A 23733-nucleotide genomic window follows, 5' to 3' on the forward strand; every position below is an offset into this window, starting at 1 on the left:
GAACATCAGACCTAATTCCACTTGAACCTCTGATGCTCTAGACCTCGAACTCTAATTTAGGTACCTCATGGGTGGCCTGATCGATAACCATGAAACAGAATTTGCCCGGGTTTGGCGAAATTCTGTTTCGTCCGTTATTGAACGTCCAATCCTTAAACAAGGCCACCACTCACACTATATTTTGTAAACGATAAGAAGACCACTATCAAACCAAACTGACCCGCCCAGTCTCGATATCATACACACCGCCGATAACGACCACAGTCCCGTCCGCCACAAGCTCGGAAAGAATTGGCGTCGCCTGTTTCAAACGCTCGACATTATAACGCACATTGGCGGCGACAGCGCGATCTTCCAGATCAGGCTCTTTATTCGCAAGTTCCGGCGCGACGGCCGGTTTGATATTACGCACGAGATCCTGGATATGTCCGGGCAGAACTGCGTTCTCCTGCAAAACCTTGATCGCCGCATTCACAGCGCCGCAGTGTGTATGCCCCAGCACCAGGATCAATTTGGCCCCGAGGACTTTCGTGCCGAATTCGAGGCTGGCAAGTCCTTCGTCGGTCACGAAATTGCCGGCGATCCGCACGATGAACAAGCTGCCCGGCCCCTGATCGAAGAGCGTTTCCGGTGGCACGCGCGAGTCGGAACAGGAGAGAATGGCAACCGCCGGCGATTGTCCTTCGGATTGCAGCACCCTTTTGGCCGTAAAATCCTTTTCACGCGGCGTATTGGCCAGGAAGCGGGAATGACCCGCTAGAAGATCGTCGAGGATCGCCTGATGGTCGGCATCGAGCTTCGGCAGAGTCACCGGCGGAGTCGGCACTTTGGCTGTTTCCTTGGTCACTTCTTCGGCCTGGAGCAGGGACGGCAGGAGGCCTGTCATCGCGGCGAGCCCGAAAAGCGCCCGGCGATCAATATGCAAATGATTATGCTCATCCTCGCCGACACCGGTCGTTTTCTCATTGCCGCACATTGCCATTCCTTCCATCATCAGACGGCTTGCGATCCGCCTTTCCAGGCCATTGATTCCGAAGGACAGAGTATCAATAGGATATAAAATCGATCCGTGATCACACTGTCGCGATCATCTCTGTCCCCGGGTTTGTTTAGTGGGTTTCTCCCGCCAAAACATATTAATTTTGTGAAACTTTCCGGTTTTTCCGCGTTGCCCGCCGCGCCGCCTGCCCGGGCTGGCCATCGTATATAAATCGCAATATAAGTTCTGCCGAAAGAGGCATGGTTGATGAACCCTTATTTGCGAATTTTGTCGGTCCTTTCCATCACGGGCCTGCCCTTCTCCTCATTGGCAGAGCCCGTAAAGGTTGAACCCTCAAGGACTGAGGAAACACGAACCATCACCGATATGAGCGGCGTCGCGAGCCAGGTCCCCGCTCATCCTGCCCATTTCGCCGAACTCTGGTTTGCCCATCCAGCCCTCATGATCCTGCTCCACGCCGCTGACAAAGTCGCCGTCACCGTCGATCGACCCTCAATGCAACCCTGGATGTACCAAGTCGCGCCCGTTTTGAAGAACGCCATCGAGATCAATGGGCTGGTGCCGAATGCGGAAGTTCTCATTCGCAAGGGTGTGGATGCGGCTTTCGTTTTTTCCGATTCACCAGCCATCGGCCCCTTGCGGCAGATGAATATTCCGACCTTTGACGGCGGCTTTTCTGATACCGCGTCGCTGCTGAGTGCCATCAACCTTACAGCCGATGTCATCAATACGGATGAAGCCCGCGCGATTGCACGCCGCTATGAAACGGCTCTCAAAGAAACGGTTCGTTCGACGCGCGAGATCACCGATCGCCTGAAACCCGAGGAACGATTGAGCGTCCTGCATATTCCATCCGTCAGCCCCCTGAAGGTCGATGGATCTGGCACGATCATCGATGAATGGATTAAGATCGCCGGTGGCCGGAACGTGGCGGAAAGCCTCAAGGGCAATAGCAAACAGGTTTCCCCCGAACAGGTCGCGGCCTGGAATCCCGATGTCATCATCGTCGCGGGTCATACCGGCGCCTTCGATCCGCAATCCGCGGGCGGCCTATGGCAATCCGTCCGCGCCGTGCACGATCATCGCGTCTATCGCAATCCTTACGGCGTTTTCCCCTGGGACCGCTATAGCAGCGAATTCCTGTTGCAGGTCCTCTGGACGGCGCAAACCCTGCATCCCAGTCTCTTTCCGAACATTGATATGAAAGCCGAAACCATGCGTTTCTACCGCACCTTTTTCGACTATCCTCTGAGCCCCACGGAAGCAGAACGGATCCTCGCCGCACAGCCACCGGAGGGCTCCGCTCCTTGACCGCCATTACCTTTGCAAAAGACACAATCAAAACCGCGCCCGGCAAAAGCCTGCTGGCCTTCGCGTGTCTCCTCCTTGTTTTGGTGGTCTCGATCTCCTTCTGTATCGGCCGTTACCCCATCGCGCCGGGTGACCTTTTCCTTTTCACGGTCACGGCATTCGGCGGTCATGCCCTGCCCTCTGATCGCTATGCCCTGATCCATTCGATTTTCGTCGGCTCACGCCTGCCGCGCATCGCGGGGGCGGCGATCATCGGCGCCTCCCTGGCCGTCGCCGGCACAACTTATCAGGCGGTGTTTCGCAATCCGCTTATCTCACCGGATCTCGTCGGCGTTCTGAGCGGCGCCGGTTTCGGCGCAGCTCTCGGCATTGTTTACGACACCGGCCCCTTCGGCATGCAGGTCCTGGCCTTTTTGGGTGGGATCAGCGCGGTGGCCATCAGTGTCACGGTCGCGCGGAGTTTCGAGTCTCGCTCGATGCTCATGCTGGTCTTCGGCGGCCTCGTCAGCACGGCCTTGTTCACGGCGCTTTTGTCGATCCTCAAATATATTGCCGATCCAGAGCGCCAATTGCCGGATATTGTCTTCTGGCTGCTCGGCAGTCTGACACAGATTCAATTGCGTCAATTGCCGCTTCTCGCCGGCGCGCTGGCCCTTGGCCTGTTTGTGCTCTCTACCCTGGGACGTATGCTCGACGCTCTATCAATGGGCGACGATGAGGCGCGCACATTGGGCGTGCCGGTTGAAGCCCTGCGTCTTGGCGCCATCGCCATTGCCACGATTCTCGCCGCCTTGACTGTTTCGGCCGCTGGCATGATCGGCTGGCTCGGATTGATCGTGCCGCATATCGCCCGTCTCATGGGCGGTCCCTCCAACGGACGGTTGCTCCCTCTTGCCGCTTGTTACGGGGCGATCTTCCTCCTGATCTGTGATGATCTGGCGCGAACCTTATCCGAGGAAGAAATCCCGGTTGGCATTCTCGTCGATCTCTTCGGCGTTCTGATCTTCCTGGCGGTTCTCCGCTTTTTGCGGCGAGGCTGGGCATGAGCACGGAATTGATCGCGCAAAACCTTTGCTATGCCGTGGACGGACGCACGATCCTCAACGATCTCTCCTTCAGCGTGAAAGGCGGGGACCTCATCGCCTTGCTCGGCACGAATGGCGCCGGCAAGACGACGTTGCTGCGGCTTCTTCTGCGACTCCTCGAGCCCGCTTCCGGCACGATCCATATCGATGGCAAGCCCTTGCGGGATTACAGCCGCCGGGACCTCGCCCGCGCCATTGCCTATGTGCCGCAAGGCCATGTGCCCGCTTTTCCCTATACCGTCCTTGAAATCGTGATGCTCGGGCGGCTTCCCGTCTCGCCCTTCGGGCGCATCGCCCCTTCCTCTGATAGCGAGGTGGCGAGCGCCGCCCTGCGCCAACTCGCCATCGAACATCTGGCCGCCCGCCCCTATACGCATTTGTCGGGAGGCGAACGGCAAGCGGTGTTGATTGCCCGCGCGCTCGCCCAAGGCGCCGGCATTCTGGTGCTCGACGAGCCGGAAACCGGACTCGATTTCGGCCAGCAGCAGCGCCTCTTCGCGGTGCTGAGAAAACTCGCGCAGGAGGGCTATGCGGTTCTCGCCACGACCCATGATCCGCTGCGCGCCCGAACCATTTTCAACCGCGCGGTTTTGATCCAGAAAGGCCGTATCAAAGCCGATGGTCCGGCGGACAGCGTGTTGACCGCCGAGGCTATCGAGGATCTCTACGGACTCGATCAGATTCCGGCTCTGTAACCTTCAGGCTTGCGAGGCCTGTTCGGTTACATTGGTCACGACCTTCACCTTCGGCTCCTTCTCGCGCAGATCCGGCAAGAACATGGCGAGCAGGCCGATGGCGGGAAGCCAGGCGCAAAGCTGATAGACGAACTCAATGCCATGGCTATCAGCAAGACCACCCAGCACCGCCGCGCCAATGCCGCCCATTCCAAAAGCAAAGCCGAAGAACAAGCCGGCCACCGTGCCGGTTCGCCCCGGGATCAAGTCCTGGGCATAGACAAGGATCGCCGCAAAGGCCGAGGACAGAATGATGCCGATCGGCACCGTGAGCACGGCCGTCCAGAACAGGTCCGCATGGGGGAGCGCCAGCGAGAAAGGCAGAACGCCGAGGATCGAGCCCCAGATGACATATTTGCGGCCGATCCGGTCTCCTATCGGCCCGCCGATCAAGGTGCCGGCTGCGACCGAGCCAAGAAAGATGAACAGGCGGAGTTGCGCCTCTTCAGGACTGATCCCGAATTTGTGGATGAGATAGAAAAGGTAATAACTGGAGATACTCGCCAGATAGAAATATTTAGAAAAGATCAGGACGAGCAGAATCGCGACTGAGACCGCCACCTGCTTTTTCGGCAAGGGCAGCGCTCGGACATTGGCCTGTCGCGCCTTGGCTTTTCTGCGCACGAGTTCACGGCCATACCAGAGGCCGATGCGAAACAGAAACGCCATGGCAATCAAGGCCAGCACGGAAAACCAGGCGAGGCTCCCCCTGCCCTGCGGCAAAACGATAAAGGCCGCGAGCAAAGGACCGATCGCGGTGCCGAAATTGCCGCCGACCTGAAAAACCGATTGAGCAAGGCCCGGCTGACCGCCCGACGCCAATCGAGCGATGCGCGAGGATTCCGGGTGAAACACGGAGGAGCCGAGTCCAATCAGCCCGACCGCCGCCAGGACGATGCCATAGGCCGGCGCTACCGAAAGGAGCAGCAGGCCCATAAGACTGCAACTCATGCCAATGACGAGCGAGAACGGTTTCGGCTTGAGATCCGTGTAATATCCGATGACCGGCTGAAACAGAGACGCGCTCAATTGATAGACGAACGTGATCAGCCCGATCTGCGCGAAACTCAAGGCCAGGGAGCTTTTCAAGAGGGGATAAATGGCAACAATCAAGGATTGAATCGTGTCATTCAGCATATGGCAAAGGCTGATCGCGCCAAGAACCGCGAATTGCGGTCCTTGCGGCGCTGAACGGCCCATTGGCTCTTGATCATTCGGGCTTTGAGGATTGACCATGGTCGCGGCCTAGCGGAACAGAATGGAGGTCGAGGGATGATGACACTTATCGGCTTCTGTTTTGATTCATGTCTTGCCCCGTCCCCCGAACCCTGGTCTCTGAATATATTCAAGCCTTGGCCCGGCCGTCAGGGACAAGCCTGACGGAACGCATAACATTTTCGTGACAAGGGTTGAAAGGAGCCCATTCACACCCTGATGAGCGCCGGCATGAGGACGCCTCTCCCGGCCATTTCAGCAAAAATTGATTCTTCTTTCGCACTCAAAATGCGCAAAGCTCTTGGAGACAAAGCGAGGAGAGCGGCCGGCCTGCCTGTTGCGGGTCATCCGCTTCTCGAAGATTTGTCCGAAGGCTAAGCCCATTTGGAAACACGATGCGAGCGACGACCCCATCCGCGCCACAAGTGGACATGAGCGCGTCCCAGATCATCGAACAGCCCATGGACAGACGCCCCTTCTGGATCGCTCTCCTCGTCGCCGCCGCCTTCTTCATGGAAAATCTCGACGGCACGGTCATCGCGACGGCGCTGCCACAAATGGCGCATACATTTGGCATCGAACCCGTCGAGCTCGATATCGGCATGAGTGCCTATCTGCTGACGCTCGGTGTCTTCGTTCCGATCAGCGGCTGGGTCGCCGATCGCTTCGGCGATCATCCTTTTCACGATTGCCTCCATGTTATGCGGTGTGAGCAATAGCGTTGGCACCTTTGTCGCCATGCGCGTGCTGCAAGGCATGGGCGGCGCGATGATGGTGCCTGTCGGGCGCCTCGTCGTCCTCAATAATACCCCCAAGGGCAAGCTGATCCAGGCCATTGCGACCATCACCTGGCCCGCCTTGGTCGCGCCTATCCTCGGGCCACCGATCGGCGGTTTTCTCACCGATCATGCTTCCTGGCGTTGGATCTTCTATCTCAACCTGCCCCTGGGCCTCCTGGCCCTCGTCTTCGCGCTGCGCCTGGTTCCGGCGACGACCGGACAGGAAAAAACACCCTTTGACTGGCCAGGATTTGTGGCGAGCGGCATCGGCCTTGCCAGCCTGATGTATGGATTCGAGCTGCTCGGCCATTCCAGCCCCGGCGCTTGGCAAATTGTGCTGTTAATCGCCACGGGCGCGCTGTTTCTTTGTCTGGCCTTCCGGCATTTCCGCCGCGCGACACATCCGATGATTGCTCTCGACGCGCTCGCGCAGCCGACTTTTACCGTCACCATCCTGGGCGGTTCCCTGTTCCGCATGGCGATCGGCGCGGTTCCTTTTCTGTTACCCCTCCTGTTTCAACTCGGCTTCGGTTTCGATGCCTTTCACGCGGGTCTTCTGACGCTTGCGGTTTTCGCCGGCAATCTTTCCATGAAGCCCGCGACCACGAGAATTCTCCGCCGTTTCGGCTTCAAACCCGTGCTCGTGGTCAATGGTCTCATCAATGCCATCATGCTCGCGGCCTGTACTTTGTTCACCCCGACCACACCGGTCTTTGTCATCGTGACGATCCTGTTCATCGGCGGCCTGTGTCGCTCGATGCAATTTACCGCGCTCAATGCCATCGCCTTTGCCGATGTGCCAACCAAGCAGATGAGCGGCGCCAATACTTTGTTCAGCACCGCGCTGCAACTCACGATGGGCATGGGCATTGCGGTTGGCGCTATCGCCATCCGGATCGGCACGATGCTCTGTCAGGATCTCGACCTATTATCCTTGCCAGCGGGCCCCTATCGCCTGGCTTTTCTCATCATCGCCACACCGGCCCTGCTTGCCATCGCGGATTGTCTGTTTCTGAAACCCGATGCCGGCGCTCATATCTCCCGAAAAACAGCCCGCTGAAGGATATTCATCTTTCAGGGGCCTGCCATGCGGAAATTCGCGTTTTACTGCGCTACGGCGAGGTTTAATTTCGGAATGCCTCATCTTGGATTGAGCGATCCCAGGCGCAAAAATACACGATTCATTCAGGTTTGTGATTCAATCTCAAGGGATCACGTGTACCCTCTATACAATTGATCTGTTTGATAACCTGCCGCGCTCCTCCGCGGCAGTTTTCCTTTGATTCCCTCAACACCGCCAGCCGTTTCCTGCTTTCACGGTCAATGCCTCATGTCCATGCCCTCTCCCTCTCAGCCGAGCGATCGGACCATTCAACGCGCACTTGCAGCACTTGCCATCGGCTCTTTTTGCATCGGGACCAGCGAATATGTCATCATGGGGCTTCTGCCGGATATAGCCCGCGATCTTGATGTCACGATTCCGCAGGCTGGCGTTCTGGTCAGCGCCTATGCCTTGAGCGTTGCCTTCGGCTCGCCCTTTTTGGCGATTGCCACCGCGCGCATGGATCGCCGGAACGCCATGCTCGTTCTGGCGAGTGTCTTCATCCTCGGCAACGTGCTCTGTGCCCTGGCGCCAACCTATGGGCTCTTGATGGGTGCACGTATTGTGACGGCCCTCTGCCACGGCGCTTTTTTCGGCATCGGCGCGGTGGTTGCGGCCGCGCTCGTGCCGCCTCATAAAAAGGGCCAAGCCATTGCCATGATGTTCGGTGGCCTCACCGTTGCCAATGTCCTTGGCGTCCCCTTCGGCACCGCGCTTGGCGAGACCCTGAATTGGCGCGAAACCTTCTGGTGTGTCGCCGTGGTCGGCCTGGTGGCTATCGTAACGCTCTATCGTTGGCTGCCGCGCAACATTCCCGTACCGCCAATGCAGCTCGCACGTGAGGCACGCTCACTTGGCCACCCGCAAGTGATCCTGGCCATGCTGATCAGCATCCTGACTTCGGCGAGCTTGTTCAGTGTCTTTACCTATATCACGCCAATCCTTGAAAACGTGACAGGCCTGTCTCCCCACGTTGTGACACTCATTTTGTTTTTGTTCGGTGTCGGTGTAACCTGCGGCAATTTCTTGGGTGGACGCCTGGGCGATTGGAAGCTGATGCCCTCTGTCATCGGCATACTCGCTTTGCTCATTCCCCTGCTCTGCCTGTTCCGCATGACGAGTTCAGAGGCGCTGCCTGCCGCCATAACGGTCTTTTGTTGGGGTCTGCTCGCTTTCGCGATGGTTCCACCCTTACAGATGCGCGTTGTCGATGAAGCCCGAGAGGCCCCCAACCTCGCATCGACCCTTAATCAAGGAGCTTTCAATTTCGGCAATGCTATTGGCGCATGGATCGGAGGTCTGCTCCTCACACAGGGCCTTTCCTACGCCCAATTGCCCTGGGTTGGGATGACAATCGCAATCATCGCGACCCTCTTCGCCATGCTTTCGCATTGGCTGGACGGCCGGGCGGTGCCAGTGACCGGCTTCGCCCATGCCACATCGCAAGAACGATGAGCAATCTTAGCCCTGGCGGTGATGATGTCGGGGCCCAAACATTCTCTGGCATTCGGGGCTAAGCTGAGAATAGAAATGATTCATGCAATGGGTCACATTGGTCACATCGGGGATGAAGCGACCACAAAGCCGTTCCGCGTCCGGGCGGCAGGCCCTGGTCTGTTCAGCGCGTGAAAAGGCAAAAGCTTGTGTCGAGCTTGCAAGGAGAAGGGCAGCGACAAGAAACTTCTTCATCGAGTATCCTTTTAGTCAGCAAACCGGTTACATGACCGTTTCGGAAAAACATTGGCCAAGGCAACAAAGGCTTAGCTGTTCCCTGAAAGGATGCCAAGGGTGATACCGGAGATTCTGACGAAATTAATCTTCGCGTCCCTGTTCAAACCATCAACATGACAAGCGGATGGCATTCACCGGCGGGCGGCGAGCATGTAATTGATATCGAGATCATGTGACAGACGCCATTGCCGGCGCAGGGGATCGTAACTCGCACCGGTTCTGTCGATGAGGGTCAAGCCATTGGCGCGCAACATCCGGGTTAATTCTTCCGGTGTAATGAATTGCCGCCATTGATGTGTGCCGGGCTCAACCCAGCGTAGAATATATTCCGCGCCCACAATCGCCAGGGCGAAGCTTTTCAATGTCCGGTTCAATGTCGCGGCGATCAGCAGCCCTCCCGGCCTGACCAAATCCGCCGCATATTTCAAAAATGCTGGAACGTCAGCGACATGTTCCAGCACTTCCATGGTGAGCACGGCATCGAAACATTCAGCGGCCGGATCGAGATCCTCCACGCGCATGCAACGATAATCGATGGCGAGACCCGAGGTTTCCGCATGAGCACGAGCGACTTCGATATTGTGGGGGGCCGGATCAATCGCGGTCATGCTCGCGCCAAGCCGCGCCAGAGGTTCTGATAAAAGGCCCGCGCCGCAGCCGATATCGAGCAGCCGCAATCCTTGCAACGGATGCGCGGCGTGGCGATCTCGAAACTGCCCGTCTTGTGGAAAATGACGGCACAAGAGATCACGCAGATAGGCAATTCGGACCGGGTTGAAGGCATGCAACGCCGCCATAGGCCCTTGTGGATCCCACCATGCGCCGCCGACGCGATCGAAACGGGCCACATCCTCGGCGTCGACCGTTGTGCGCCGTCTCGCTTCTTCAACCATCGCTCGATTCAATCCCACTGTTTGCGCAACGTTACACTATCAAACCCAAAAGCGGACGCCTCTTTTGGGTCAGTATGAGGCCTCAAATCGTGCTGTCGTTTCGACTTTATCACACCCCAGTTTATAAAAGGACGCATTTTTAGGGTGTAAGAAGAACAAACGACACGCACAATGCGTTGGTCCCCCAACGGCAAAGTGGGGACCCAAGGACACGGAAATCTGGCTTTTCCTTTGCAGTGGTTTCCCAAAGCGTCCTCTGACGAATAGAGCGAAGCGCGGGTGTGGATTTGCACCTTCCATTCAAGCTCGCTCGGAAAGTGTCGCTTTTATCGTATGAACGCAGCTTCTATTGGAGAAGTCGGCGCTTTTCGTAGAAAGGTCTTTCGGGACCTTCGGCGAAAAGGCTAAATTCGAGGCAGATAATATGTCAGAAACCGCAGAAGATCTGATCGCCAACGCCAGAACCGATTTCTCCGGCTTCTTCAAATGGGCCGATGTGCTGAACGGCATGATTCAAGATCAAGTGGGCCCGCAATTCGGCCTCGTAGTGAGTCAACCCGAAGTCGATCTTGCCACAGGCAAAGTCAGTGGCGCCCTCGAGGTCTCGCGCCCCATGAAGGCTGCGCTCACCATTCCCTTCGATATCCAGGGCAAGCAGATCACTTTTGCCCATGACAAATTCTACCTGGCCGACAAGGCCTCAGGCAGCAAGATTACCAAATTTTCCAGCGAATCCATCCATGATATCAACCGCATCCTGGGCGATATCGTCCAAAATTATATCGGTTGATTTGCACGAAGTTTTGGCGGTCATGCGACCGCCAAATCCTATGCATCAATCCCGATCCTCATATCTCAATCGATGAGATTGCGTTCGCGCGCCGCAGCCTCGGCGAATAAACGCGCTTCACCGGCAAAATCAGCGCCATCATTAGCCGTTGCATTATTGCCGATGGTCACACCGTCACCGAGTATACGGCGGCCATCCTGAGACACGATGAAAAACGCATAGCGATGCGCTTCTGCGCAATGCCGGATCAATATGGTCTCCTGATCAGCCTGATCGACCGAAAATGCAGCTACTTCTTCCATGGGATCAAACCTTACATCACGATCGAACTCACCCTAGGCATCGGACGTCCGACTTGTCTCGTGTCTGATACTCTAGCGTCGCCCGAAGCGTCCAACACAATATATCTCATAGCCCCATCAGGCGCTCATGATGGATCAGCCGTTCCATCGTCATCGACCCAAAATTCCTGCCTTCCGAATGCAGGTGTCTTGCGATCATGAATGACCTTGCCGCAAACCACCGCACCGAGAACGGCCGCGCCTTCACGTTGCAGGCAATCGCGCGCGGCCAAAAGCGTGGTTCCACTGCTGACCAGATCATCCACTAACACCACGGTCTGACCACGCAACGGGAAATCACAAATCAAATCCTTCGTCAGCGTTGAAAGCTCATCCCGCCCCGCGGTCAGAACCTGCGGCGAAGGCTTTTCCCGCCAGAACAAGGCGTCAACAGGCGATAATTTGAATTCGGTCGGAGCCATGGCCTCGTTCAGCATAAACCAGGAACGAAATGTTCCAACGCCGATGACCGCATCTTCAGACGGCATGGGAACGAGAACTGGCGAAGGCCATGATGTTTCCTCCGTGATACGGCGTTCAATGAACCGTCCGAAAGCACGGCGAGCGACACCAACATTGGACGCGCAAACCCTGACTGGATCCTTCTGCGTATGAACGGAAAAATTGCGTTCGAATTGGCCAGTTCGGACAGCGCGACAAAACGAAAAAGCATCCTGATAATCCAGAGGCCATGCATCGTACACGCCCGCCAAGTCAGGAAAATAGCCACACATAAACAAGACTTTCATGACATTTGTCCTGACAAGGCTTGTGGCAGGGAAGTGGATGCCGAAAAAGCTGAGGCAGAAGCCACGCGCAATTTCAAACGACGAAACCATTTTCCTCTGTCGCGAATCCAGCTCGCATCAAGGAAATGGGTTTAATCAACGAGCCAAAGCCGATTTATAGGAGAAAACCATCAAGAGGCTCTAGCGGATGGACGGGTCGAGGAAACTGCATAAACCACTGACTGATTATGACATTCCCCTAAAATCAAGCAAGATCCATACCTAGTGCAGCGACCCTGACGTTTGCGTCCGCAAACAGGTGCTGCTTCGCGGTTTGATGCCGCGACACGCTCTTCGCGTCCATGACAAAATAGACAATCTTACGCGTCTTCATCCCGCAAAAGCGAAAGAGAAAGCTTTTACATTGGCGCAGGAGCTATCGACCAAAGAAGCAACAGAGCTCATCGGCCATGCCAAGGGTTTGCGGGAATCCGCCTTACTCCACTCTAATTATAAACTACTATGACATAAAACTATTATATAACGCCTATTATTTGAGGATGATGGCAACCAGGACATGACTTTCTGCTCTCTGCTGCATAAAAATTTATCAAAAGATTTTAATAATCGATAGCTTTCCAATGAAGAGACCTGTCAATTCCTATAGATGGAGATTTCACATTGCGAAAAAAGCAGTTGTAATCAATAAGATTTATGGTCATCAGGGTTTGCACGTCACCCCGCATGGCATCAAAATGCCCTGGTCTGAAATATTATGAACCGAATGAGAGGAGAGCTTTGCGAACGCGAGGTTTTGTTCGGGTCTTTCAGTTGGTTTCTCGGTTCAACACTCAATAAAATTTATCGATAATGCCCATCCCAAGGACACATTGGAGACGGGCCAAGCAGTCGATCGATCCCCATGAAACGGATAGCCTACAAGAAAATAAGCAACAAAAATATCGGAGCACGGTAACAAGAATGCGGGGACTTTTTCGCAATCAACGCGTCAATTCGATGATCTTAATTGCATCATTGCGCGTCGTCTCTTTGGTGACCAATCTTGGCACCGGCATGATCACCGCATGGTCACTTGGTCCAGCGGGGCGCGGCACACAAGCCGCCATATTGCTCGGAGCTCTGACCCTGAGTGGCATATGCAGTTTCGGTCTGCATACAGCGCTCGTTTACAATATGAAATCCGATCCACCAAATAAAAGCTATTATTTTGGCAGCGCCTTATTGATCGGATTAATCGTCAGTCTCATCGGCGTCACCATCGGCTGGTTCGCCCTCCCCTGGATCTTGGACAAGTTTGATGAACATACTTTGCTCGCCGGGCGCCTCTTGACCTTTGTCGTACCGGTCAGCGTGATCTCCTATGTGTTGAACGGTGTCCTCGATGGACATCACGAATTCAATTTCGTGAGCCGACTAGGCCTTTTAAACAATTTCTTCATCCTGTGTAGTCTTTCGCTTTTATGGCTCTCGGGATTGCTGACGCCGGCCACAGCCGCAATGAGCTATCTCCTGCCAACAGTTCCGATCACTGCAATGCTCGCTTGGCGTGCCACGAGTATTTTGCGCCCGGCCACTCCCTTTCATGGCGCCTGTCTCAAGCGAATGTTCACCTATTCCGTGAGATTTTTCGGAGTCGATCTGATCTGCACCGTCAGCGGTTATCTTGATCAATTCCTCATGGTCTTGTTTCTCAATGCACAGGATCTCGGTCTCTATTCCGTTGCAACGACCGCTGAACGCGTGCTGGGCATCATCCCCGCCTCCATCCTCACGGTGACATTTCCCTCCGTTGCCGGCCGCTCGAAGGATGATATTCGCGAAATTGTCGGGATTACCGCCCGTTTGACAAGCATTGTAACGACCAGCGCCGCTGTTTTTCTCGGAATCTTTGCCCCTTATTTTCTGTTGCTTTTGTATGGGCCAAAATTTGCGGAAGCGATCGTTCCTTTCCGCATTCTCCTGTTGTCAGCTCTCGTCAGCAATGCCGTAGGGACTTTCTACCAAATGTACAGCGGCTCAGGTCGGCCGGAAATCGTGACTGTTTTTGAAGCCATCGGTTTCGTCATCGCCGCGACAAGCATGGTGATATTAATACCCTTTTATGGTATCAATGGCGTTGCGATCGCGGCTGTTCTCTCCGCAGCGGGCCGTCTTATTCTGGTCCTCGGCGGACTTCCTGCCGTTCTCCATTTATCCATTCCGCGATTGATCATTAATTGGGCAGATATCAAACGCGTCTTCCACCCATGATGCTTGCCCGAACAGGCTGATTTTGCCATGGACACACAATCTTTCTCCGGCGAAGATCTCCTGTCACGTCTGCGCCTTGTGCTTGGCGAAAAACATGTTTTGACGGAGGGCGTGGATATGGCCGCCTTCCTTGAGGAACCGCGGGGCCTTTATCATGGCCACGCGCTCGCCGTTGTCCGGCCGGGATCGACGCAAGAGGTCGCGAGCGTGATGACCTTGTGCGCCGAGGCACAGACCAATGTGGTCACGCAAGGAGGCAATACCGGTCTTGTGGGTGGCCAAATCCCCCTCGCCGGCACCAAGCCGATCGTGCTCTCCCTCACCCGTCTGAATCAGTTACGTGAAATCGATCTGCCATCGGAAACGATGACTGTCGAGGCGGGAATGACACTCGCGGCCGTTCAAGCCGCTGCGGATACGGTCGAAAGATTATTCCCTCTCTCGCTCGCCTCTGAAGGGTCCTGCACAATCGGTGGCAATCTCGCGACCAATGCCGGGGGTACCAATGTCATCGCTTATGGCAATGCGCGAGCACTGGTGCTGGGTCTCGAAGTCGTTCTCGCCGATGGCCGGATTCTTCACGATCTCTCCAAGCTCAAGAAGGATAATACGGGTTATGATTTGAAAGACCTGTTCATCGGCTCGGAAGGAACGCTTGGCATCATCACGGCCGCTGTCCTGAAATTGTTCCCGAAACCCCGCTCACGCGAAACGGCTTTCATTGGCCTTTCCAGCCCACGCGCGGCTGTCGATTTTCTGACGCTGGCTCGCGCCGAGGCGGGCCCGAATATCGTGGCCTTCGAATTGATCCCTCGCATCGGAATCGATTTCGTCCTCGCGCATAGCGAGGGCAATCGTGATCCCTTCAACAAGCAACACGCCTGGTATGTTCTTCTCGAATTGGCCAGCCCACAAAAGCAAGGGCTCGATACCATTCTACTGCATGTGCTTGAAGCCGGGATGGAAAAAGGCTTGATCGAGGATGCCGCCATTGCCGCCTCGCTGGCTCAGCACGAAGCCTTCTGGCGGTTGCGTGAACTTCTGTCCGAAGTGCAGGGCCGCGAAGGCGGCTCGATCAAACATGATGTGTCCGTACCCATCGCCGCCGTGCCGGATTTCCTGGATGATGTCGCAAACACTCTCGCCAAAGCCCTGCCCGGCTCGCGTCCCGTGCCCTTCGGGCATCTCGGTGATGGCAATATTCATTGCAATATTTCACAACCGATCGGTGCCGACAAACAGGCTTTTCTTGACCGCTGGGACGAGGTGAACACGCTGGTTCATGGGCTCGTCGCCAAATATCACGGCTCGATTTCGGCCGAGCACGGCATCGGGCAATTGAAACGCAAGCTGCTACCGCAGGTGAAGGATCCCGTGGCCCTTGATGTGATGCGCGCCGTGAAAACAGCGCTTGATCCCCAAAACCTCCTCAATCCCGGTAAAGTTTTATAGGGGCTTCGTCGCAAACACATTCGGATCTCAAGATCAAATATTTGATATCAAAATATATCAATATCCGAATTGATATCCACATCTGAGCTTTTCGCGGACGAATATTCTGGAGTGAGGACAGAGAAAAGCTTGGCATTCTCCAGCGTCTTCAGAGCCTCCTCGTTTTTGGCAATATAATTGCGCGTTAGGGGCACGACCGTTTGATCACGCGCAAGCTGGATCTGGAACACCATCAAACCCTGGTAACGAAACGCTGTCTCGGATGCAGCAAGATAAAACTCCCACATCCGCGCAAACCGTTCCCCATAAAGAGCGACTGCTTCCTCACGACGCGCTAGAAAACGCTCACGCCACGCCCTGAGTGTCTCCGCATAGTGTAATCGCAGGATCTCAATGTCACAAACGACAAGGCCATGTCGTTCGATAGCGGGAAGAACTTCGGAAAGGGCAGGAATATAGCCACCCGGGAAAATATATTTTTGAATCCATGGATTGGTGTAAGTGGGACTATCAAATTGGCCAATCGCATGCAAAAGCATCACGCCGTCGGGCTTCAGCAGGGATTTCACTTTAGCAAAATATTCTTCATAGGATCCAATTCCGACGTGCTCCAACATGCCAACGGAGACGATGCGATCGAATGTTTCATCCAGAAGGCGGTAGTCTTTTAAGAAAAATCGTACGTGGTGAGCAAGGTTCAGCCGTTCGGCTTCTTTATTCGAACTGATATATTGTTCCTTGGAAAGCGTCACTCCTGTAACCTCGACCCCTGACAGACGAGCCAGATAAAGGCCAAGCCCACCCCACCCGGATCCAATGTCGAGAACATGCTGGTTTGACTTCAGTAACAGTTTAGCGGCGATATGTCTCTTTTTTGCCGATTGTGCCGCATCCAATGTTTCCCCCGGATACTCAAAATAAGCACAGGAATATTGACAATCCTCATCCAAAAATAGGCGATAGAAAGACTGATCAAGATCATAATGATAGGCGATGTTCTTTTGCGCGTTACCGAGCTTATTGTTCGCGTTGAATCGTTTGGTGAAATTAATTAACTGACGAATAAGCTTTATTGGTCTAGAAGTTTTTAATGTATAAGTATTTCTGAATATCAAGGCGAGAAAATCATAAATATCCCCCTCTACCATAAGCAGACGTCCATCCATAAACGCCTCGCCCGCCGCAAGTTCTGGTTTCAGAAGGATCGCCAAGAGAATATTATTATCAGTAAAACGGATGGTGACACGTTTGCCTGTCCCATCGCCAAAATGATGTTGACATCCATTGGCTTCGATGATGACAAGGTCACCCGTTTTAATATTTTCTGAAACAAAGGTCGTGAAATTTTTAATCATTTCAGAACCTGAAAGATGTTGTCTGAAATACATTTTCAGACAGTAAATTTGGAGTGACAACGCGTAAGAGGCAACGGAAGTTCAATCTCTTTCGAACAACCAGACATTGCCCCATCATGATCAATAACTTATTGAATATAATAGATATTATTAGACTATAACCTCACAGTGAAATAACTGCGGATGGGATATCGGATATACTCTGTCTCTTTACGGCAAAGCTTCACATAAGCCCGTCGATCATGCTGACCGCGTTTCAGCCGATATCATAGTAGGGTCCTATGGCCCCGTTCCAGGCTCTCGGGCTTGGAGAGCAGTATGATGGCTATCGCCCATGATGCGATCGTAGGCCCTAAAATCCGCTCGCCTGTTGGGAAACAACCGAACCCTCTATAAAAGAGGGCTATTCCCGATTCCCGAGGAAAGGTCCCGACATGCCCCTCACCCGCGTTTCCCTTATCAAAGGGAAATCACCCGAATATCGCCGCGCCATTCTCGACCAAGTCTATCTGGCCATGCGCGAAGCCTTTGGCGTACCGGAAGAAGATCGTTTCATGATCCTGACCGAACATGAGAAAAACGATTTCGTCTATGGTGCGGATTATCTCGGCATCAATCGCGACGATGATCTGGTCATGATCCAGATCTTCGCCAATAATACCCGCACAACGGAGCAGAAAAAGGCGCTTTACGCACGCATTGCCGAATTACTGAAAGACAAGCCCGGCATTAAGCCGGAGAATGTCTTGATCAGTCTCGTGGAAGTCGCCAAGGAAAACTGGTCCTTTGGTCTCGGCCTTGCCCAATATGCTTAAGCAGTCAAAATGACGTCACCAGCATGGCAATGACCACCACTCCCATCAAGATTGTGGAAGCCCAACCAAGCCTTTTAAGCCAGCCGGTGACGACAAAGGGCCCCATAATGTCGGAACGGGCGGTGAGGACCATCATCACCACCATAACCGGTGCGGCGGCGACACCATTGATAACGGCGCTCCAATAAAGCGCCTGGATTGGATTGATCGGCGTGAAATTCAGGATCATGCCGATCAAGGTCGCGATGACAAGCGTCGCATAAAAAGCCTGCGCTTCCTTGGGGCGGCGCGCGAGTCCCATCGGCCATTGCCGCATTTCACCGATTGCATAGGCTGCGGAACCGCCCAGCACCGGCACCGCCAACAAGCCGGTTCCGATAATGCCGAGCGTGAAAATCGTCGCGGCAAAGGAACCGGCGATGGGCCTTAATGCCTCAGCAGCTTGGGCGGATGTCTCGATATTGGTAATACCATGTGGATGCAAAGTGGCCGCGGCCGTCACGATAATGGCGAGCGCGACCAGATTTGAAAAACCCATACCGACCATAGTATCGATCTCGATGCGATACAAAGCAGCCGGAGCCTGACTTGGCGCATCGACGAGATCCACGCGGCGAGGATAGACATGCAAATCCTCAACTTCCTCCGAAGCCTGCCAGAAGAAGAGATAGGGGCTGATCGTTGTTCCCAAAATGGCGACTAGCGTCGTCAAATAGTCCTTGTCCCAGAGAATTTTGGGCCAGACGAGGTGCAAAGCAAGATCCGCCCAATCGACATCCACGATCATGACGGCGCCGAAATAAGCAAACAAGGCCAAGGTCAGCCATTTGAGCACGGCGACATAGCGCGTATATTGCAGAAATAGCTGCATGGAAATGCAGATAGCGGCGAGCAACAAGACATAAAGCACGCGTGGCGCTGGCAACAGCAAGGTCAGCGCATCCGCCATGGCACCAAGATCGGCGCCGAGATTGATGATATTGGCGACCAGCAGCAACAGCACGACAAAGCTCAACAGCCAGGACGGATAATACATCCGCAAAACACCAGCGATGCCATGCCCCGTCGTGCGTCCGATGCGGGCGCTGATCATCTGTATCGCCACCATCAGCGGAAAGGTGAACAGCATCGTCCAGCCAAGCAGGTAGCCGAATTGCGCACCCGCCTGCGAATATGTAGCGATCCCGCTCGGATCATCATCCGACGCCCCGGTAATGAGGCCAGGTCCGAGAATCTTGAAGAGACGAGGCCGGCTGGGACCGATGACGGGGCTCGGCGCCTCCGGATCTTCATCATCGATCGTTGATTTCATCGCGGCGTCCTTGCTGGGTCCGAGACCCCAGCCGTTCGGTCGGGGTTTTCGGAGAAAGAGCGAAATTCTTGATTCCTTCTCTTACTATCCGAAACCGCATGGCCGCGCCCTGACTTTCGATAGGAAAACGGGAGGTCACGCCACAGCATCAAATCCAAAAGGGGGCTTCACTTTTGCGACAAAAGTCATGTCTTGGACAAAGAAAGAGCCAGCTCCACGCTAATCGACGCGGAACGGGCTCTGAATGAAGTTTACTGCTTTATATTAGTCAGATCGGAGAGATTGGTAATGGCGAGGTCATTGAATGTCGCATCGCCATGCTCCGCGAAGACAGAGATGCGATTGTCATCAAGAGTCGGAAAAATGAGATCCGTGATGACTGCGCGGCCATTGTTGGCGAAAACCTCGACCGAATTCCTATCCACAATGATTGTGAGACGCAGTTCCCCATTCTCTAGCGGCAAGTTGACAATATGTTGTTTACTGAATGCACTTGAAAAGTTCGTTTCGCCAGATTGGGAACGATCGAGTGTCAATGTGTGGTTGGATGTGTCATAAAAAATCCGCGTCCCCACATCACCCTTTGCTGAACCGCGTATGATGAGCCCAGCACGTTGAGCGGCGCCGGGATGGATGGTAACCGCGATATTCTGCACGGTTCCTTGCGTGGACGGGTCAAGTTCCTTGATTGACGAGGAGACGGTCAGAGTCTCAATTCTCGCCGCCGGCTGTCCCTGGACTAGGGATGTATATTGATCGACGGGAGAAAAGACGAGTTGCGGGATACCATCGATTGTTTTCAACGCGAGCACACGCGGCAGGGCCATTGCCCCTTTCCATGGTGCCGTCGGGACATGCTCCGCATAATCCCAATTGCTCATCCAGCCCATGATCACCGCTTTGCCATGGGGCTCATGGGCAAATGTTCCAGCCGCATAAAAGTCGGCGCCGTGGTCGAGCCACAAATATTGGGAAGGGTCCGAGCCTGCCGGAGGAAGATGCTCAGGAACAAACACCTTGCCATCGAAACCTCCGACGAAATAAAGCGCGCCGGATCCTCCCGCGATTGACCAAGGGTTGACATTGACAATCATAACCCACTTTTGATCGTTTTTATCGCCGTCAAGAGGAAGAGGGAAAAGATCGGACATTTCCCAAAGCGCACCCTGATGAGGGATACCAGGGAGACTGAAATCACTGAGGAATTCCCAGTTGAGCAGATTATTGGAGCGATAGATTTTAACGACTTGCGCATCCGCGACAACAGTTGTCAGCAGCCAATAACCTCCTTTCGGATACCAGGAAATTTTTGGATCTCGAAAGTTTTTTGACTCCGGGCTAAGAGTCAATACGGGATTATGATCATACGGATGCCACGTTTGCGCTTCGTCTTGGCTGTAGGCAAGCGATTGTGCCTGAGTTCCTGCGGGGTGACCCGACCCAGCCTTATACGCACTCGTATAAAGTGCGATGAGAGGGGATGAATTCGCCGAGCCTAATCTGGATGTATTGTGTTCGTCGACGACGATTGAGCCGGAGAAAATCTCTTCGGTCTCGTTTGCCGACATCGCCACATCATGTTCATTCCAATGAATCAGATCAGGGCTGGTTGCATGTCCCCATGACATATTACCCCAGACATTTCCTTTGGGGTTATATTGGTAGAACAAATGATAAAGGCCGTTATTGAATACCAATCCGTTTGGATCGTTCATCCAGTTCCGTTCGGGCGTGTAATGCAAGGCCGGACGCCACTGGACCGTGCCTGTCTCCTCGGCATGCAACAGACCGAACGAACCAAGCTCTATCGCAGATGAAATCACGAATGTGGCGAATAAGCGGGCCAGTAAGCCCCCTAATCCAGTCGTTAGATGAGGATATTTATACAGCATCTCGTCATTTTCTCTCATTTTACTGAAGAATAGCCTCCGTCACACGATCATGGCACATGGCACCACAACCCCATTTCATCAAATGAATTTCATACGATAAGCTCGATCTAAAAATTTAATGTGTTGATTTTATGGAATTAAATACGTTATATAGAGAGTTTCATATATACAAATAATAAACGCCATAATTGCTTTTATGTAAAATTACAATTTTACGGATATATTTGCCATACGGCCTCATCATGCTCATCAACAGCCTAAAGGCCAACTTATTAATTCATTTTGCCTTAAATATGTCATTTCTCTACAATACGGCTAGAATCGAGCAGCAATCATGCTGCTCGATTCATTCAGAGGACATATTTATGGCAAGTCGATCGTTTAATGTTTGTATACGTAGCCTCATCGCGGGCTCGCTTCTGACTGCCACAGCACTGTCCGCTCAGGCTCAATCGGGTTACCCGATACCGACTCCGCATTCGGGACAAGCCTATGATCCATTTGCGGATTTTACCGCCAAATGGACGCGCGCCAATGCCCGTCAAATCAAGGCGCAATCACATGTCCCGGTGTCACCCGATCAGAATTCGCTGCCGCTCAATCTGACGATGCCCGATATCCCTGCCGATTTCCCGCAAACCAACCCGGACGTGTGGGTGTGGGATACGTGGCCTCTCGCCGATGTGCATGGCAATCAGCTGAGCTTCCAGGGGTGGGAGGTCATTTTCTCGCTGACCGCTGATCCGCATGCCGGTTATGTTTTCGATGATCGCCACGTTCACGCACGTATCGGCTTCTTTTATCGCAAGGCCGGAATTCCCGCGAACCAGCGCCCGATTGATGGCGGCTGGATCTATGGCGGGCATTTGTTCCCGGATGGTAGCAGCGTCAAAGTCTTCGGTAACGTCCCCATGACGCAAAACGCGGAATGGTCCGGCGGCGCCCGCTTCGTGGGCGGCCCTTATGCTGATGGCCCGCAACACGCCTACCTGAAGAACAACAACGTCAGCCTCTATTACACGGCGACATCGTTCAACCGTAATGCTCAGGGCGGTAACATCACACCGCCGATCGCCATCATCTCGCGCGCGGATGGACAAATTCAAGCAGATGATAAGCATGTGTGGTTCACGGGATTCGATCAACATCTCCCGCTGCTCGCACCCGACGGCAAATATTATCAGACCGGTCAGCAGAACGAGTTCTTCTCCTTCCGCGATCCCTATGTCTTCCTTGACCCCGCTCATCCGGGCAAGACCTTCATGGTCTTCGAAGGCAATACCGCCGTGCAGCGCGGCTCCCGCTCCTGCACCGAGGCAGATCTCGGATATTCTCCCAATGACCCGAACAAAGAAGACCTGAATGCGGTCATGGACTCCGGAGCCATTTACCAAATGGCCAATGTCGGTCTTGCCGTGGCGACGAACGATGAACTGACGCAGTGGAAGTTCCTGCCGCCGATCCTGTCCGGTAATTGCGTGAACGATCAGACCGAACGTCCTCAGATCTATCTGAAGGATGGAAAATATTACCTGTTCACGATCAGCCACCGCACGACCTATGCGGCGGGCGTCGATGGGCCGGACGGCGTCTATGGCTTCGTCGGTGATGGCATTCGCAGCGACTTCATTCCCCTGAATGGCCTCAGCGGCCTCACGCTCGGCAACCCGACCGATCTCTATCAGCCGGCCGGCGCTCCTTACGCCTTGAATCCAAATCAAAATCCTCGGACGTTCCAGTCCTATTCGCATTATGTCATGCCGGGCGGCCTCGTTGAATCGTTTATCGATGCCATCGGCACTCGTCGCGGTGGCGCGCTGGCTCCGACGGTGAAGATCAACATCAACAGAACTTCTACCATCCTCGACAGGACCTATGGCAATGCCGGATTGGGTGGCTATGGCGACATCCCGGCCAATCTTCCCGCGCTTGGCCAAGGTAATGGCCATGGTGTCACGAACGGCCAGTAAGGCCGATCGCTGAGGCGGCATGGCTCTGATGGTTCTCATGATCCTCTAGCGATCAAGGAGAGCGAACAGACCTATAAGCCGCTTGATTAAGAGGTGGGGATCACCACGGGCCTCGTGCGTAACACGTCTGGGGCCGGAGGATCCCTTCCTCGCTATTTTAAACAAGCCCTGGGCTGGAGCCTCAAAAGAGGCTTCCCTGCACGGGCTCGTTCGGCAGCTCGGAAACGGATTGTTCGCGCGCGCGGCGCTCTTCCGGCGTGACCCTGACCTGAATATCAGCCGCGTCATGTCCCGCTTTGTTCACGGCGAGCCCGATTTCATAAAAATCGAGAACATCGTTTTCGGGCGGGTGCAACAGGCCATAGGCTTTCTCGGTGCTGGTCTCATCCAGATCGAGCCAAAGATCGAAATGCTTTTTCTCGATGATCGCAGGAAGCCGCGGATGCAAAGCGGCGGTCGCTCCATTCGCCGCCGTGGTTACAATACAGGCGGTATCCAATTCCTCGCCATGCGGTCCCATCCAAGTTTCCCAAAGACCGGCAAAGGCAAGAGGTTCTCTATCGCGCCGATGCAACAAATAGGGCCGGCCTGGCTTGCCTTTCACCTCATGACGCCATTCGTAAAAAGCATCGGCCATGAAGAGGCAACGCCGCCTTCGCATGGCATTTTTGAAACTTGCCTTGCTGAACAGGCTTTCGCTACGGGCGTTAAAAACCAATGGATATTGTTTCGGATCCTTGACGAAACCCGGTAGGAATCCCCAACGCATCAGCAAAACATGCCGCGTGGGCGCGGCGCGACCCCGACGTTCGGCCCTGATGACTGGCACGGGCAAGCTCGGCGCAATATTATAGCGTGGCGGGAAATCCAACGCTTCATCATAGCCAAAGAACTCGCGCATGGCGTCGGGGCTCGAATTTATGGCAAAACGCCCGCACATGGCTGCTTCTCCCCCAT

At 54.3% G+C, this 23733-nt stretch carries 18 protein-coding genes and 1 pseudogene; 10 read left to right on the forward strand and 9 right to left on the reverse strand.

Annotation, left to right across the window (positions count from 1 at the left end; translation table 11 throughout):
* Positions 1–205 precede the first annotated feature (205 nt).
* The gene (locus BIND_RS10130; protein WP_012384982.1) at positions 206–976 is read right to left on the reverse strand and encodes a carbonic anhydrase; all 771 of its coding nucleotides are present in this window, start codon (positions 974–976) and stop codon (positions 206–208) included.
* Between the two features lie 270 nt (positions 977–1246).
* On the opposite strand from BIND_RS10130, the gene BIND_RS10135 reads away from it, so the two are divergent.
* The 3 genes from BIND_RS10135 to BIND_RS10145 are packed head-to-tail and all read left to right on the forward strand — an operon-like array spanning position 1247 to position 4091.
* The gene (locus BIND_RS10135) at positions 1247–2311 is read left to right on the forward strand and encodes an ABC transporter substrate-binding protein (protein ID WP_012384983.1); all 1065 of its coding nucleotides are present in this window, start codon (positions 1247–1249) and stop codon (positions 2309–2311) included.
* A complete protein-coding gene (locus tag BIND_RS10140) occupies positions 2308–3357 on the forward strand; it encodes a FecCD family ABC transporter permease (protein WP_012384984.1) in 1050 nt (349 codons plus the stop codon). Before BIND_RS10135 ends, BIND_RS10140 begins: the two co-directional genes overlap by 4 nt.
* Positions 3354–4091 carry an ABC transporter ATP-binding protein gene (locus BIND_RS10145; protein WP_012384985.1) on the forward strand — a complete coding sequence of 246 codons (738 nt, stop codon included), beginning with the start codon at positions 3354–3356 and terminating at the stop codon, positions 4089–4091. Before BIND_RS10140 ends, BIND_RS10145 begins: the two co-directional genes overlap by 4 nt.
* 3 nt (positions 4092–4094) lie before the next feature.
* Here BIND_RS10145 and BIND_RS10150 read toward each other — a convergent pair whose 3' ends face one another.
* Positions 4095–5366 carry an MFS transporter gene (locus BIND_RS10150; protein ID WP_012384986.1) on the reverse strand — a complete coding sequence of 424 codons (1272 nt, stop codon included), beginning with the start codon at positions 5364–5366 and terminating at the stop codon, positions 4095–4097.
* A gap of 536 nt (positions 5367–5902) precedes the next feature.
* Here BIND_RS10150 and BIND_RS10155 point away from each other — a divergent pair.
* Both BIND_RS10155 and BIND_RS10160 read left to right on the forward strand, forming a co-directional pair.
* Positions 5903–7184, forward strand: a pseudogene (locus tag BIND_RS10155) (MFS transporter).
* A gap of 270 nt (positions 7185–7454) precedes the next feature.
* Positions 7455–8681, forward strand: coding sequence for an MFS transporter (locus tag BIND_RS10160; protein WP_012384987.1), 1227 nt, complete (start codon positions 7455–7457; stop codon positions 8679–8681).
* 407 nt (positions 8682–9088) lie between these two features.
* Here BIND_RS10160 and ubiG read toward each other — a convergent pair whose 3' ends face one another.
* Positions 9089–9850, reverse strand: a complete 762-nt coding sequence (gene ubiG, locus BIND_RS10165; protein WP_012384989.1) for a bifunctional 2-polyprenyl-6-hydroxyphenol methylase/3-demethylubiquinol 3-O-methyltransferase UbiG — start codon at positions 9848–9850, stop codon at positions 9089–9091.
* 424 nt (positions 9851–10274) lie between these two features.
* Between ubiG and BIND_RS10170 the strand changes: the two genes are divergently transcribed.
* Positions 10275–10640, forward strand: a complete 366-nt coding sequence (locus BIND_RS10170) for a hypothetical protein (RefSeq protein WP_012384990.1) — start codon at positions 10275–10277, stop codon at positions 10638–10640.
* Between the two features lie 65 nt (positions 10641–10705).
* Here BIND_RS10170 and BIND_RS10175 read toward each other — a convergent pair whose 3' ends face one another.
* Together BIND_RS10175 and BIND_RS10180 are read right to left on the reverse strand one after the other, a co-directional pair.
* Positions 10706–10942, reverse strand: a complete 237-nt coding sequence (locus tag BIND_RS10175) for a hypothetical protein (RefSeq protein WP_012384991.1) — start codon at positions 10940–10942, stop codon at positions 10706–10708.
* A 125-nt stretch (positions 10943–11067) separates the two neighbouring features.
* Complete coding sequence (locus tag BIND_RS10180; protein WP_012384992.1) at positions 11068–11730, reverse strand: phosphoribosyltransferase; 663 nt, start codon at positions 11728–11730, stop codon at positions 11068–11070.
* A 996-nt stretch (positions 11731–12726) separates the two neighbouring features.
* Between BIND_RS10180 and BIND_RS10185 the strand changes: the two genes are divergently transcribed.
* Both BIND_RS10185 and BIND_RS10190 read left to right on the forward strand, forming a co-directional pair.
* Complete coding sequence (locus tag BIND_RS10185; RefSeq protein ID WP_158304374.1) at positions 12727–13980, forward strand: oligosaccharide flippase family protein; 1254 nt, start codon at positions 12727–12729, stop codon at positions 13978–13980.
* Positions 13981–14007: 27 nt separating this feature from the next.
* A complete protein-coding gene (locus BIND_RS10190) occupies positions 14008–15432 on the forward strand; it encodes an FAD-binding oxidoreductase (protein ID WP_012384994.1) in 1425 nt (474 codons plus the stop codon).
* Between the two features lie 47 nt (positions 15433–15479).
* Here the strand turns inward: BIND_RS10190 and BIND_RS10195 are convergent, their stop codons facing one another.
* Complete coding sequence (locus BIND_RS10195) at positions 15480–16787, reverse strand: cyclopropane fatty acid synthase (protein WP_012384995.1); 1308 nt, start codon at positions 16785–16787, stop codon at positions 15480–15482.
* A 434-nt stretch (positions 16788–17221) separates the two neighbouring features.
* On the opposite strand from BIND_RS10195, the gene BIND_RS10200 reads away from it, so the two are divergent.
* The gene (locus BIND_RS10200; RefSeq protein ID WP_012384996.1) at positions 17222–17602 is read left to right on the forward strand and encodes a tautomerase family protein; all 381 of its coding nucleotides are present in this window, start codon (positions 17222–17224) and stop codon (positions 17600–17602) included.
* Between the two features lie 4 nt (positions 17603–17606).
* Here BIND_RS10200 and BIND_RS10205 read toward each other — a convergent pair whose 3' ends face one another.
* The gene (locus BIND_RS10205; RefSeq protein WP_012384997.1) at positions 17607–18914 is read right to left on the reverse strand and encodes an NRAMP family divalent metal transporter; all 1308 of its coding nucleotides are present in this window, start codon (positions 18912–18914) and stop codon (positions 17607–17609) included.
* Between the two features lie 251 nt (positions 18915–19165).
* The gene (locus tag BIND_RS10210) at positions 19166–20737 is read right to left on the reverse strand and encodes a glycoside hydrolase family 32 protein (RefSeq protein ID WP_202944744.1); all 1572 of its coding nucleotides are present in this window, start codon (positions 20735–20737) and stop codon (positions 19166–19168) included.
* 311 nt (positions 20738–21048) lie between these two features.
* On the opposite strand from BIND_RS10210, the gene BIND_RS10215 reads away from it, so the two are divergent.
* Complete coding sequence (locus tag BIND_RS10215; protein ID WP_202944745.1) at positions 21049–22776, forward strand: glycoside hydrolase family 68 protein; 1728 nt, start codon at positions 21049–21051, stop codon at positions 22774–22776.
* 181 nt (positions 22777–22957) lie between these two features.
* Here the strand turns inward: BIND_RS10215 and BIND_RS10220 are convergent, their stop codons facing one another.
* Positions 22958–23716: an SOS response-associated peptidase gene (locus BIND_RS10220; protein WP_012385000.1), complete on the reverse strand. Its 759-nt coding sequence runs from the start codon at positions 23714–23716 to the stop codon at positions 22958–22960.
* Positions 23717–23733: the final 17 nt, after the last annotated feature.

The organism is Beijerinckia indica subsp. indica ATCC 9039, assembly GCF_000019845.1.
Lineage (GTDB): Bacteria > Pseudomonadota > Alphaproteobacteria > Rhizobiales > Beijerinckiaceae > Beijerinckia > Beijerinckia indica.